12 protein-coding genes are annotated in these 14,739 nt (G+C 41.0%); all 12 read left to right on the top strand.

The genetic code is table 11. From position 1 onward, the window contains the following. Nucleotides 1-130 precede the first annotated feature (130 nt). The 12 genes from citZ (at nucleotide 131) to ACVHUV_RS16005 (ending at nucleotide 14,653) form a co-directional block, all read left to right on the top strand. On the top strand, nucleotides 131-1,246 hold the full coding sequence (gene citZ / locus ACVHUV_RS16060; RefSeq protein ID WP_462085270.1) for a citrate synthase: 1,116 nt from the start codon (nucleotides 131-133) through the stop codon (nucleotides 1,244-1,246). Nucleotides 1,247-1,328: 82 nt separating this feature from the next. After that, a complete protein-coding gene (gene icd, locus ACVHUV_RS16055; protein WP_371389355.1) occupies nucleotides 1,329-2,588 on the top strand; it encodes an NADP-dependent isocitrate dehydrogenase in 1,260 nt (419 codons plus the stop codon). 176 nt (nucleotides 2,589-2,764) lie between these two features. After that, a complete protein-coding gene (gene mdh / locus ACVHUV_RS16050; RefSeq protein WP_462085269.1) occupies nucleotides 2,765-3,703 on the top strand; it encodes a malate dehydrogenase in 939 nt (312 codons plus the stop codon). Between the two features lie 170 nt (nucleotides 3,704-3,873). Further along, the gene (locus ACVHUV_RS16045) at nucleotides 3,874-4,350 is read left to right on the top strand and encodes a MaoC/PaaZ C-terminal domain-containing protein (RefSeq protein WP_317942853.1); all 477 of its coding nucleotides are present in this window, start codon (nucleotides 3,874-3,876) and stop codon (nucleotides 4,348-4,350) included. 619 nt (nucleotides 4,351-4,969) lie between these two features. Further along, nucleotides 4,970-5,677 carry a response regulator transcription factor gene (locus tag ACVHUV_RS16040; RefSeq protein ID WP_317943019.1) on the top strand — a complete coding sequence of 236 codons (708 nt, stop codon included), beginning with the start codon at nucleotides 4,970-4,972 and terminating at the stop codon, nucleotides 5,675-5,677. Then, entirely contained in the window at nucleotides 5,674-7,077 is a 1,404-nt protein-coding gene (pnpS, locus tag ACVHUV_RS16035) for a two-component system histidine kinase PnpS (protein ID WP_462085268.1), read from the top strand. Before ACVHUV_RS16040 ends, pnpS begins: the two co-directional genes overlap by 4 nt. A 255-nt stretch (nucleotides 7,078-7,332) precedes the next feature. Continuing rightward, nucleotides 7,333-8,301, top strand: a complete 969-nt coding sequence (gene hflK / locus ACVHUV_RS16030; protein ID WP_462085267.1) for an FtsH protease activity modulator HflK — start codon at nucleotides 7,333-7,335, stop codon at nucleotides 8,299-8,301. Further along, nucleotides 8,301-9,302, top strand: coding sequence for a protease modulator HflC (gene hflC, locus ACVHUV_RS16025; protein WP_462085266.1), 1,002 nt, complete (start codon nucleotides 8,301-8,303; stop codon nucleotides 9,300-9,302). The genes hflK and hflC overlap by 1 nt, the downstream gene beginning before the upstream one ends. Before the next feature lie 82 nt (nucleotides 9,303-9,384). After that, nucleotides 9,385-12,012 carry a DNA polymerase I gene (gene polA / locus ACVHUV_RS16020; RefSeq protein WP_462085265.1) on the top strand — a complete coding sequence of 876 codons (2,628 nt, stop codon included), beginning with the start codon at nucleotides 9,385-9,387 and terminating at the stop codon, nucleotides 12,010-12,012. Nucleotides 12,013-12,022: 10 nt separating this feature from the next. Continuing rightward, nucleotides 12,023-12,895, top strand: coding sequence for a bifunctional DNA-formamidopyrimidine glycosylase/DNA-(apurinic or apyrimidinic site) lyase (gene mutM / locus ACVHUV_RS16015; protein WP_462085264.1), 873 nt, complete (start codon nucleotides 12,023-12,025; stop codon nucleotides 12,893-12,895). 12 nt (nucleotides 12,896-12,907) lie between these two features. Next, complete coding sequence (gene coaE, locus ACVHUV_RS16010; protein WP_462085263.1) at nucleotides 12,908-13,504, top strand: dephospho-CoA kinase; 597 nt, start codon at nucleotides 12,908-12,910, stop codon at nucleotides 13,502-13,504. 126 nt (nucleotides 13,505-13,630) lie between these two features. Next, nucleotides 13,631-14,653 (top strand): glyceraldehyde-3-phosphate dehydrogenase, encoded by a 1,023-nt coding sequence (locus ACVHUV_RS16005; protein WP_462085262.1) that lies wholly within the window; start codon nucleotides 13,631-13,633, stop codon nucleotides 14,651-14,653. Nucleotides 14,654-14,739: the final 86 nt, after the last annotated feature.

The raw sequence follows: 14,739 nt of genomic DNA, 5'->3' as shown, positions 1-14,739 counted from the left end.
TCACAAAACTGTAATATTTGCTTATAATGGTGAATGTAAGCGTTACACACTGAAGTAAATAAGTAGATTTGTCTATGTTTACAAGGTTTTTGTAGATATATAGACAAAATTGAGTGAAGGAGCGATTCAAATGACAGCAACAAAAGGATTAGAAGGAATCGTAGCGACACAATCTGCCATCAGTTCTATTATTGATGACACCCTTACATATGTCGGTTACGATATTGATGATCTTGCTGAAAATGCAAGCTTCGAGGAAGTTGTGTATCTACTTTGGCATCAACGTCTGCCAAAAGCAGATGAACTTGCTGAATTCAAACAACAACTAGCGGATAACATGTCGATTCCACAGCCTGTACTTGATCATTTCAAGACGTACCCAATCGACAAAGTGCATCCTATGGCTGCGGTAAGAACAGCTGTATCTCTTCTTGGATTATACGATGAGAATGCAGAAGATATGTCTGACGAGGCGAACTACGAGAAGGCGATTAAGCTCCAAGCGAAAATCGCAACAATTGTTACTGCTTTTTCACGTATCCGTAAGGGACAAGAACCTGTTGCACCTAAGAAGGATCTCGGTTACGCAGCAAACTTCTTATACATGATGACAGGAGAACAGCCGCAAGAGATTGCAATTGAAGCATTCAATAAGGCACTCGTACTGCATGCGGATCATGAGTTAAATGCATCCACATTCACTGCACGTGTTTGTGTAGCTACTTTATCTGATATGTATTCAGGTGTTACCGCAGCGATCGGCGCTCTTAAAGGTCCACTTCATGGTGGAGCGAATGAGCAAGTGATGAAGATGTTAATGGAAATCGGTTCTGAAGACAAAGTTGAATCTTTCATCAGAGAAAAACTTGATAACAAAGAAAAAATTATGGGCTTCGGTCACCGCGTCTATCGTAAAGGTGATCCACGCGCGAAACATCTACGTGAAATGTCTAAAAAGCTAACAACTCTTCGCGGAGAAGAGAAATGGTACAACATGTCACAAAAGATTGAGTCAATTGTTACAGGTGAAAAGAATTTACCGCCAAATGTTGATTTCTATTCAGCTTCGGTTTATCATTCACTTGGTATCGATCATGACTTGTTCACGCCTATTTTTGCAGTTTCACGTTTCTCTGGATGGACGGCACACATTTTAGAGCAGTATTCGAACAACAGATTGATCCGTCCACGTGCAGAGTATATCGGTCCGGATATGCAAAAATATGTACCAATCAATGAGCGATAACAGTTGTTTAACTGAATAGACAAGCTTTTTGGGGCAGTATCCGGTATACTTGCCCTCTCATCATGAATTGGAGGAATTATCAATGGCGAAAATTACAGTAACTAACGGTGTTTTAAATGTTCCAGATGAAGCAACAATTCCATTCATTATCGGTGACGGTACTGGTCCTGATATTTGGCATGCAGCTTCCCGCGTAATTGAAGCGGCTGTAGAAAAAGCTTATGAGGGAAAAAAGAAAATTGAGTGGAAAGAAGTTCTTGCAGGTGAAAAGGCATTCAACGAAACAGGTGAATGGTTGCCACAAGAAACGCTTGATACAATCGAGGAATATTTGATTGCAATTAAAGGTCCTTTAACAACTCCAATCGGTGGAGGTTTCCGTTCATTGAACGTAGCACTTCGTCAAGAGTTGGATCTCTACACTTGCCTACGTCCGGTACGTTATTTTGAAGGTGTTCCTTCTCCAGTGAAACGTCCTGAAGATTGTGATATGGTTATTTTCCGTGAAAATACGGAAGATATTTATGCGGGTATTGAATACAAAGAAGGTTCAGAAGAAGTAAACAAGCTGATTTCATTCCTTCAAACAGAAATGGGTGTCAATAAAATCCGTTTCCCTGAAACTTCTGGTATTGGTATTAAACCAATTTCTAAAGAAGGAACAAAACGTCTTGTTCGTGGCGCATTGAACTATGCAATTAACGAAGGTCGTAAATCATTGACACTTGTTCACAAAGGGAACATTATGAAGTTCACTGAAGGAGCTTTCAAAAACTGGGGCTACGAAGTGGCTGAAGAAGAATTCGGTGACAAAGTATTCACTTGGAACCAATACGATAAAATCAAAGAAGCAGAAGGTACGGAAGCTGCAAACAAGGCACAAGCAGATGCTGAAGCGGCTGGTAAAATCATCGTAAAAGATTCAATCGCTGACATCTTCTTACAACAAATTCTTACACGTCCAAAAGAGTTTGATGTTGTTGCAACAATGAACTTGAATGGTGACTATATTTCTGACGCACTTGCTGCACAAGTTGGTGGAATCGGTATTGCTCCAGGAGCGAACATCAACTACGTAACAGGACATGCGATCTTTGAAGCAACTCACGGAACTGCACCTAAATATGCAGGTCTTGACAAAGTAAACCCTTCATCTGTATTGCTTTCTGGTGTTATGATGCTCGAGCATATGGGTTGGAACGAAGCGGCTAAAATGATCATGGCTTCCATCGAGAAAACAATTGCTTCTAAAGTAGTAACATATGACTTCGCGCGTCTAATGGACGGTGCGACTGAAGTGAAGACTTCTGAGTTTGCTGATGAATTGATCAAAAACTTATAATTCATGAATCCATCCTCCTTTATTGTCTTTGGACAATGAAGGGGGATTTTTCTATGCTTCATAGGACTTTCCAATGGGACGTTGCCTAAAGCCGTTAGGAGTTTACGGTTTTGTGGTAGACTATGGTAGAGGGCATACCCTTCGAATACTTGCAACAGAAAAAGGAGAGTTTTCTAATGACATTGAAACGGAAGAAAGTCTCAGTTATCGGTTCAGGTTTCACAGGTGCAACAACAGCATTTCTGCTTGCGCAAAAAGAATTATGCGATGTAGTACTTGTCGATATTCCACACATGGAAAATCCGACAAAAGGAAAAGCACTCGATATGCTCGAAGCAGGACCTGTACTAGGTTTTGATGCGCAAATTACTGGTACAGCATCATACGCTGATACAAAGGAATCCGATATTGTCATCATAACAGCCGGCATTGCACGAAAGCCAGGTATGAGCAGAGATGATCTCGTGCAAACAAATCAACAAATCATGAAAGATGTAACAACTGAAATTGTGAACTATTCTCCGAATGCAATCATACTTGTTTTGACAAATCCTGTAGATGCTATGACGTATACCGTCTTCCGTACATCAGGATTCCCTAAAGAACGGGTCATCGGGCAGTCAGGCGTTTTGGATACCGCTCGCTTCCGTACGTTTGTTGCACAGGAATTGAATGTGTCCGTGAAAGATGTCACCGGATTTGTACTCGGAGGACATGGGGATGATATGGTGCCACTCATCCGCTATTCAGCAGCAGGAGGGGTTCCCATCAGATCATTGTTAACGCCCGAACAAATAGAGGGAATTGTGGAACGGACTCGAAAAGGAGGAGCTGAAATTGTCAATCTCCTTGGCAATGGCTCTGCATATTACGCGCCAGCAGCATCACTTGTTGAAATGGCTGAAGCGATACTGAAAGACCAAAAACGAATTCTCCCGTCCATCGCCTATTTGGAAGGTGAATATGGAATGGAAGGTATTTATTTAGGCGTGCCAACGATTCTTGGAGCAAATGGGATTGAACAGATTATTGAGTTAGAACTGTCAGATGATGAAAACAAAGCCCTCTTGAAATCCGCATCTGCTGTCAAAGCGGTCATGGAAGTATTGGTATGATAGAAATAACTAATCCGAGTGGCATTGTGCAACTCGGATTTTACAATTGTAAACACAATGTTAAATTTACTTAAATATGAACGAAACCTTGTATTTAGCACGGAAGAAGCTTGCTCTTTCTGATGAAATATTGATACAATTTTTATGACGGAATGATGAGGGGGAAAACAATGATACTGGGCAAGAAAAGACGTTTAGGTCGTAGTATTGATAAAATCGATACAGGGGAAAAGTTGAAATTGACAGAGAAGATAGAGGATAAAGATCTACTCGTTTATCTTGGGTTAACGAACGATGCGAATCCACTCTATATTCAGCATGATTATGCTTCTCAAACTGCGTATGAACGACCAATTGTGCCAACAATCATGTTAACCGGAATTATTACTGCTGCAATCTCCAAATACATGCCTGGTCCGGGGTCACATGTCACAGAACAACATTTGCAATTTCCAGAACACGTTTACCATTACGAAACAATCGATATTCAATTGGAAGTTAAGCAGGTTGATAAAGAAAATAACTTCATTGTCATTCAAGTAGAAGCGACAAAAGAGGATGGAAGTGTAGTCATAACTGGCTCGATGACCGTCATTCCACCTGTCATGAAGGACCACTTGACAACACAAGCAATGGAGAATTTTTAAGATTTGAATATGATATATATAACAGGCGTGTTGAATTACCGATTTGCAGGATAAAAAGATACCCAATTTTTCTTGTAATTCTCCATAAATACCGGATTTTCGCTCCTGGTATACACGTTCCGCGGGCGCGGCTTCAGCCAAGCGAACTGTGAGGGTGAGCTTTGCCGTATTTCTGTGCATTTTACAGAAATTAAGGCAGCCTCGATGAATCGTTGCTCTAGCGCTACGCTTTTATTCCAAGCCTGATGAGCTTTTTTTAGTTGAGAGACAAATAAGTTCTCGGTCACATACTAGTTGGCTGGAGTGCAGGCGCCGACTCCAGCGGGGAAATAGCACGAATGGTGAGACCCCGCAGGGAAAGCCGTTACGTAGAACGGCTTTTGCGAGCAAAAGCGTAGCGTTGGGAGCAAGGATGCCTTAATTTCCGCAAAGTACGCAGAAATACGGCAAATCGAACTCTTCGTTGTTCGATTGGCTCACCCGTGCCCCGCGGAAAGCGTGCGCCGGAACGCAAGCCAACGAGCTTGAGGAGTCCACTAATAAATAAGTTGTTAATCAACAGACCTGATAAATCAATATAAATCGAATGTAGAGTAGACAGCTAAGGGGGATGAAGAACATCGTTAGCAAAATATTAATCGTCGATGACGAACAACCGATTCGCACATTGCTCGACTATAACTTAAAACAATCCAATTTTGAAACGGTAATGGCGGCCGATGGAGAAGAAGCTGTTCGTAAAGTGGAGACTGAAAAACCGGACTTAATACTCCTTGATTTGATGTTACCGAAAATGGATGGAATAGAAGTATGCAAAGTGTTGAGGCAAAGGAAAAGTAATATTCCAATTATCATGCTGACTGCAAAAGGCGAAGAGCCAGATAAAGTGCTTGGATTGGAAATCGGTGCGGACGATTATATGACAAAGCCCTTTAGTCCCCGTGAAGTGATTGCGCGTGTAAAAGCTGTATTGCGTAGAAGTGGGGATCGTTCTGACATCGAAACAGATGGTGATGAAATCCTGGCATCCGGTTCACTGACAGTACATCCTGAGCAGTACGAAGCTTATTTAGATGGGAAAGCATTAGAATTCACACCAAAAGAATTTGAGTTGCTGGTCTATTTCATTCAACATAAAAATCGTGTGTTAACGCGTGACCAATTGCTAAGTGCTGTGTGGAATTACGACTTTGCGGGAGACACAAGAATTGTTGATGTTCATGTGAGTCATTTGCGTGAAAAGATTGAGGAAAACACAAGAAAACCGTTATTCATAAAAACGGTAAGAGGCATCGGTTATAAATTTGAGGAGCAAAAGACGCAATGAGCAGCCTCCATTCACGACTATCAGTTGCATTTGCAGTGATGCTTTTTATTTTATTGGCTGGTCTAGGCATCGTCCTCGGCCAGTTTTTTCAACTGATTGACCATGAAATAACAAAAGAAATAGAGATTAAGTATTGGTACTTTCTATTGTTTTTTCTTTTGATTGCTTACTTGATTACGTTGTTTATTGGTATACGTGTCATTCGACAATATACTAAACCGATTGATCATGTAAAAAGGACAGCGCAACTCATTGCCAAAGGAGACTATTTGGCAAGAGCGCCGATCGATAAGAATGGTGGTCAAGACGAACTTGCACTCGCTGTGAATCAAATCGCAAGAAATTTACAAGAAACGTCCATTTTACGAGCGATGGAGAAAGAACGCTTAAAAACATTAGTTGAAAGCATGGGGAGCGGTCTGTTAATGTTCGGGCGAGAGGGCTCCGTCAATTTGCTAAACGGTGCCTTTGAAGAAACATTTGGTGTCACGCGTGAGCAACTGATTGGCAAAACGTATATGGAAATTGGTTTGCCAACAGATTTTGAGCGAATCATAGAAGATGTCTTTTTGACCGAACAAGTACAAGAGCGTCAAATCCGTCATCGCCAATCCTTTTTGAGTGTTTATGGTGCGCCTGTCATTGGCCGTCATGGGAACTGGCTGGGTATCATCGTCGTCTTACACGACATTACGGAAATCATCCGATTGGAGGAAATACGGAAAGATTTTGTGGCAAACGTTTCCCATGAATTAAGAACACCCATCACTTCCATAAAAGGTTTTATTGAAACGCTGTTGGATGGTGCGATGAAGGAACCGGTACTATTAAAGGACTTTTTGGAAATTATCCAGAAGGAAAGTGAACGCCTTCATGTGCTCGTAAATGATCTCCTCGAATTGTCAGGCATTGAGCGTGAAGGTTTCCAGTTGAACAAGCGACAAGTAAGTTTGCAGGAGATTGTAAAGGACGCTAAAAAAATCACATCGGGTTTGGCAGAGCGCAAAAACATGCGTATTATCGATGAGACAGCTGCAATTACAGTAATGGCAGATGCTGACCGATTAATTCAGGTGATGGTCAACTTGCTGACGAACGCCATTAATTATTCGAAAGAAGGTACAACGATTACAATCAGTGCTTTTGACTCCAAGCATGAAGTGACTCTTTCAGTTAAGGATGAAGGGATGGGCATTGCGACCAAAGAACTTCCGCGTCTTTTTGAAAGATTTTATCGAGTGGATCGAGCACGAAGTAGGGAATCGGGTGGTACTGGATTAGGTTTGGCGATAGTCAAGCATTTAATCGAAGCGCACGGCGGAAAAGTGGCTGTTGAAAGTGAACTTGGGAAAGGCACGACGTTTACGATTTACATCCCTAAACGTACAAAAGAACAATGAAATTCAAGTATAAGAGTTAGTAAATGGCGTTAAAAAGACGAATGGCTTAGTGCTGTTCGTTTTTTTCTTTCACTATAATAGTAGGTTGCTCACTTACTTATTTTCTGGAACACAAGTTATTGAGTGCTAATCAAAAAGTTGAATGTTACTGCTAATGGATGTAACGAATTGAAATGTTTTTGACTCGATTCTGAAACTTATTTGCAATAAGTCCGTACATGTAGTAGATACATAGAAAAAGGGGGAACTTCAACGATGAGTACACGCCGTGCATCAGTAGCAGCTGGACTTGTAATTGCTGGAGCCATACTACTCGTACTTGCATTTACGACTTGGTACACAATTGATGAATCAGAACAGGCTGTTGTCATTACATTTGGTAAGGCCGATACACCGGTCACTGAATCAGGGTTGCATTTTAAGCTACCTTGGCCGATTCAACAGATTGAAAAGCTGTCAAAAGAGACGTACAGTCTACAGTTTGGTTACAAACAAGACGCTAGTGGAGATTTAGTGTCGTTTGACAAAGAAACAAAAATGATTACAGGAGACGAATATATTGTACTTGCAGATTTGATTGTACAATGGAAAATTACGGATCCTGAAAAGTACTTGTTCAATGCGCAAGATCCACAGGAAATCTTGCATGATGCAACTTCAGCCTCTATTCGATCCATCATAGGTAGTTCAAAAATAGATGCAGCATTGACAGATGGTAAGGCGGAAATAGAGGCGAAAACTCGTGAGTTATTAACAACACTTGTGACTACGTATGATATCGGTATTTCGATACAAGGTGTAAAATTGCAAGACGTAGAACTGCCAAATGCTGAAGTACGTGCTGCCTTTACAGCTGTTACGGATGCAAGAGAAACGAAAAACACTAAAATAAATGAAGCGAACAAGTATCGAAACCAACGTACAAGTGAAGCGGTTGGAGAAAGAGACGCAATAAAGTCTCAAGCAATCGGACAGAAAACTGCACGTATTGAACAGGCGCGAGGAGATGTGGCATTATTCAATGACTTACATGCCGAATATGAAAAAAATAAAACAATTACAAGGCAACGGTTAATTATCGAAACGCTAGAGCAAGTGTTGCCAAAAGCGAAAATCTACATTATGAACGATGAGGGAGAAACGTTAAAATATTTACCGCTTCAACAAATGGAGAACCAGACACCTCCACCGACTGAATCAAGAGCAGAAGGAGGTAACAATTAATGGCGAACGAAAATAATCCATTCAAAAGTATAGAAGAGAAATTTATGGAAAAGCAACGTGCGAAACAAAAGAGTTCACCGAATTCGAATAAAGTCATTACACCTAAACGCCCTTTGAACGTCAAAAAATATATGAGAACTGCCATTTTGTTAACGCTGTTTTTTGCGATCGCGGTTATCCTCCTGGCAAATGTCTTTGTAGTTAAAGAAGATGAATATCGAGTTGTTAGGCAGTTTGGTGAAATAAAAAGGACAATTCAAGAACCAGGATTGAATATGAAGGTTCCATTCATTCAAACAGTGACGGTGTTACCTAAAAACCAAATGACGTATAATGTATCGGAAACGGAGATTAATACGAGAGATAAGAAACGGATTATTATTGACAATTATGCGGTCTGGAGGATTAATAATCCGACAAAAATGATTACGAATGCACGAAATATTATTAATGCCGAATCTAGAATGGAGGAATTCATTTATTCCGTTATCCGCAATGAGATGGGGAAATTAGATTATGTTGACGTTGTTAACGATGAAAATTCCTCACGTGGTAGTTTGAATGATCGTGTGACAGAGAAAGTAAATGCATTTTTGGAAGAAGGTAACTTCGGTATAGAAGTCATTGACGTACGAATGAAGCGTATCGATTTACCGGAGGAAAACGAGCATTCTATTTACACCAGAATGATTTCTGAACGAGACTCGACAGCACAAACTTATTTGTCTGAAGGAGATGCAGCTAAGAAGAAGATTGAAGCAGAAACGGATCGTGAAGTGCAAGAGATGCTGGCGACAGCGAAGAAAGATGCAGCAATCATCCATGCTGAAGGGGAAGCGGAAGCAGCGAAAATTTACAATGATGCTTTCTCGAAAGACCCTGAGTTTTACAATCTTTACAGAACGTTGCAATCGTATTCGAGGACAATTGGCGATGACACGATGATCATTATGCCAGCAGATTCACCATACGCAAAAATACTAACTGGATACTTAGAGTAACCGGTAGCGTCATTTTCATTTATTCTGCCCATCGTGGTAAGATGAATGGAGATGACGTTTTTTATTAAGGAGTGAATCGGATTTGTCAAAAGAGAAAGTGGTCCTTTTAGATGGAAATAGTTTAGCGTATCGTGCATTTTTTGCATTGCCGCTGTTAACGAATGATAGTGGAATTCATACGAACGCCGTTTATGGATTTACAATGATGTTACAAAACATTTTAGCCGAGGAAAAGCCGACACATATACTTGTTGCGTGGGATGCAGGAAAAACTACATTCAGACATGCGACCTTTGGTGAATACAAAGGTGGCAGACAAAAAACGCCGCCCGAGCTTTCTGAGCAATTCCCTTATTTGCGAAAATTGCTTGATGCATATGAAATTCCTCAATATGAACTTGATCAATATGAAGCAGATGATATCATTGGAACCTTGAGCAAAGTGGGCGAAGAGAAAGGTGTTGAAGTTGTCGTTATCTCTGGAGATAAAGATTTGACGCAGCTCGCTAGTGATACAACTACCGTTTGCATTACACGAAAAGGGATAACGGACCTGGAAAAATATACACCAGCACATATTGAGGAGAAATATGGGCTGACACCTGAGCAGATCATCGATATGAAAGGACTCATGGGGGATGCTTCAGACAATATACCTGGTGTGCCTGGTGTCGGAGAGAAAACAGCCATAAAATTATTAAAACAATTCGAGACTGTGGAAGGGGTCTATGAGTCACTGGATGCCGTCTCAGGTAAAAAGTTAAAAGAAAATTTGACCGCAAATGAAGACCAGGCAATTATGAGTAAAAAGCTAGCGACGATTGAAGTGCAAGCACCGATTACAATTGCGTTAGATGATTTGTCATATAAAGGACCTCATGAAGAGAAAGTTAAAGCGATTTACGAGGAATTGAAATTTAAAACGCTTTTAGAAAAAATGACGCCACAGTCAGAAAGCATTGAAATGCATGAAACAATCGAAGTTGACATCATTTCGGATGGAGATACTGTTGAATTAGCTGACGAAATGGCTGTACATGTTGAGATGAAAGATGAGAAATATCTTTCGACAAATGTGTTAGGTGTCAGCATGACGGATGGACACACAATTTCTTATATCCCAATAGAAGTCCTTCAAGCTTCAAAAACGTTAACCGCATGGTTCCAGGATGAATCAAAGAAAAAGTATGCGACGGATACGAAAGCGACCTATGCGTCTTTATTGCGTTATGGGATTGAAACGAACGGATTTGAATTCGATTTGCTTTTAGCTACGTACATTGCAAACCCTTCCTCGTCTTATACGGATGTCGCTTCCGTTGCCAAGGAATTCAATTATCATGAAGTTGAATCAGATGAAGTGATCTATGGGAAAGGTGCTAAGAAAGCTGTACCTGAAGAACAAGTTATTGCAGAACATGCAGGTCGGAAAGTGAAGGCCGTTTGGTCATTAAAACCGAAGTTGGAAGAACAATTACGTCAAAATGAGCAATTTGACTTGTACCATGAACTCGAGATGCCGTTGGCCAAAATACTTGGCAAAATGGAATCTACAGGAGTGAAGACTGATTTACGTATCCTTCAACAAATAGGTGTCGAATTATCGACAAGGTTGTCTGAGCTGGAGTCCATTATTTACGAGATGGCTGGCCAACCATTCAATATTAATTCACCTAAGCAGCTAGGTGAAATCCTCTTTGAGAAAATTGGATTGACGCCAATCAAGAAGACGAAAACCGGCTATTCAACAGCAGCGGATGTATTGGAAAAGCTGGAAAGTGAACATGAAATAATTGGATTCATCCTAACGTATCGACAACTCGGTAAATTGAATTCGACTTATATAGAAGGATTATCCAAAGAAATCCATGAGGATGGGAAAATTCATACGCGCTTCCAACAAGCGTTAACGCAGACGGGACGACTAAGTTCCATTAACCCGAACTTGCAAAATATCCCGATCCGTTTAGAAGAAGGGCGTAAAATACGGGCTGCCTTTGTGCCTTCTGAACCTGGCTGGATGATGTTTGCAGCGGATTATTCGCAAATTGAGTTGCGTGTCCTTGCACATATCTCGCAAGATGAAAAAATGATTGCTGCGTTCCGTGAAGGTGAAGACATTCATACAAAAACGGCAATGGATGTTTTCGGAGTGGATAAAGACGGCGTCTCATCTGATATGAGAAGAACTGCGAAAGCGGTCAATTTCGGTATTGTCTACGGAATTAGCGATTATGGATTGTCTCAAAGTTTAAATATTACCCGAAAAGAAGCTGGAAAATTCATTGATACGTATTTAGAAACATTCCCAGGTGTGAAGCAATATATGGAAGATATTGTGGCGGATGCAAAATTAAAAGGATATGTCGTCACGATGATGAACCGCAGACGGTATTTGCCAGATATAACAAGTTCGAATTTTAACTTGAGGAGCTTTGCAGAAAGAACTGCGATGAATACGCCAATTCAAGGAACAGCAGCAGATATTATAAAAAAAGCGATGATTGACATGGATGCACGGTTAGAAGCTGAAAAGATGGAAGCGCGCATGCTTCTCCAAGTACATGATGAATTGATCTTTGAGGCTCCTGAACACGAGATAGAGAAATTGAAAGAAATCGTACCAGAAGTAATGGAATCTGCTTTGCAACTGGATGTCCCGTTACTAGTGGAATCTGCATTTGGCTTGTCTTGGTACGAAACGAAATGAGGAGTTAGAAATGCCAGAACTACCAGAAGTGGAAGGGGTCGTCCGTGAATTGGCCCCCGCCTCTACAGGTCGGACAATTGTAGAGGTCGAAGTATCTTCTGTTATCAAGCAATCAAAACAGTTAGGAAAAGAAGCGATTGTAAAAGGTAAGACAATAGACGATTTTATAAACGAACTACCTGCTATGACCATTAAGAATGTGACACGGAGAAGTAAATATATTTACTTCCATTTAGAGAAAGAAGGACAACCCCGTTTGCTCGTCAGTCATTTAGGGATGACGGGTGCGTGGTTCGTCGTAAATAGCCCAGAGGAAGTGAAAGAGAAACGGTTCAGAGATCATATTCATGTCGTATTAAAAATGCAAGACGGCGGTCTCCTCATTTACTCGGACATTCGCAGATTTGGTGAATTACGTCTTTTAAGTAAGGAAGATGACTATATACCGCTTTTGAAAATGGCTCCAGAACCATTCGAGCAGATTGCCATTGACCATTTCATCGAGATGACAAAATTGCCGAAGTATGGCCGTAAACCGATTAAAGAAGTAATTATGGATGGGCAAATCATTTCAGGTTGTGGAAACATCTATGCAACAGAAGCACTTTTTCGGATGAATATCCATCCTGCGAGAACGGCAGAACGCATTAGTGAAAAAAGAAAGCGGGCGTTGTTTCAGGAAATCGTCTCGGTCCTGCTAGAAAGTATCGAGGCGGGTGGAAGTTCGATTTCCGATTATCGCAATATTAATGGTGAAGCCGGTACGATGCAGACTCGTCTTCAGATGTACGGTAAAAAACAATGCAACACGTGTGGTCGAGAAACAAAAAGCATGCAAATTGCGGGACGAACTTCGGTTTATTGTCCAAAATGCCAGAGGTAAGGAGGTGTGTGCATGATTATCGGGTTAACCGGTAGTATCGCAACCGGGAAGAGTACAGTGGCAACAATGCTTAAAAACAAAGGATATGCAATTGTTGATGCGGATGAAATTGCAAGACAAGTTGTTGAACCAGGTAGGCCTGTTCTGTCTGAAATTACGGAAGTATTTGGCCAAGAAGTACTGAAGGCGGACGGCTCATTGGATAGGGAACGACTGGGGCATCGAATATTTACGAACGAAGAAGAACGTAAGAAGTTAAATGCAATTATGCATCCTGCTGTACGGAAAGAAATGCTTCGTCAAAAAGATGAGTGGTTGCTGAATGGTGCACGGACAGTCATTATGGATATCCCCCTTTTGTTTGAGAGTAAGTTGCAATCTTTCGTGGAAAAAGTGCTTGTTGTGTCAGTTTCGCCTTCTATCCAACGTGCACGTTTAATGGAACGTAACCACTTAACAGAAGAAGAGGCGGATGCTAGGATTCGCTCACAAATGCCGATAGCAGAAAAAGAAGAGCTTGCAGATGCTGTAATTTTCAATAACGGTACGAGAGAAGAGACTGAAGTGCAATTGACTTCTATATTGCAACAATGGGGTGCACTGGCGTAAAAGTATTCTCTGAAAAGTGGAACATTGTTATTTTGTTCACAAACTCTTTGCTCCTACTTAAATTATGCTATACTAATTAACGGATAAACGATAAAAAGTATAACATTATGCAGGAGGATTTATTTCATGACTACTTCTATAGCGATTAATGGGTTTGGGCGCATCGGACGCATGGTTTTCCGCCAAATTATTATGGAGGACGATGTGAAAGTAGTAGCAGTGAACGCATCGTATCCGGCTGAAACGTTAGCACATTTGATTAAGTATGACACAAATCATGGAGTGTTTGATGGTGAGGTCGTTGTAGAGGAAAATGCTCTTGTAGTAAATGGAAAGCGTGTAGAATTAATAGCTGAGCGTGATCCATTGAAATTACCATGGAAACAACTTGGTGTGGACATTGTAATAGAAGCGACAGGCGTATTCAATGCCCGTGAAAAAGCCGCTCTTCATCTTGAAGCGGGGGCACAAAAAGTGATTTTGACTGCACCTGGTAAAAACGAAGACGTAACAATTGTTTTAGGTGTAAACGATGAAAAATTAGACATTGAAAAGCATGATGTCATTTCAAATGCTAGCTGTACAACAAACTGTCTTGCTCCTGTTGCAAAAGTGTTGAACGATACTTTTGGAATTGAGAACGGCTTGATGACGACTGTTCATGCGTATACGAATGATCAAAAGAACTTGGATAATCCACATAAGGATCTTCGTCGTGCTCGTGCTTGTGCACAATCAATCATACCGACTTCGACTGGAGCGGCTAAGGCATTGTCACTTGTATTACCAGAGCTTGAAGGGAAAATTCATGGTATGGCTTTACGTGTACCAACTCCGAATGTCTCTCTCGTCGACCTCGTAGTGGATGTGAAAAAGGATGTTACAGTCGAAGAAGTAAATGAAGCATTTATCAAAGCTGCAAATGGTGCGTTATCAGGCATTCTTCGTTTCACAACTGAGCCACTTGTTTCCATCGACTTTAATACAACGAAAGAATCTGCAACAATTGATGGTCTTTCGACAATTGTCATGGGTGATCGCAAAGTAAAAGTGCTTGCTTGGTACGATAACGAGTGGGGTTATTCTGCACGTGTTGTAGAATTGACGAAGAAAGTTGCAAATGCATTGAATGAGAAATTGAAAGCGTAAGGTCAATAATTCATAGAGGTTGTCGCTTCGTTAAGAATGGGAATCAGGCGTTGAACAATGCCTGGTGGCTGTTCTTGACAGTAAGC

This window comes from Sporosarcina saromensis (genome assembly GCF_054901285.1).
This window is presented reverse-complemented; position numbering and strand designations above follow the sequence as displayed.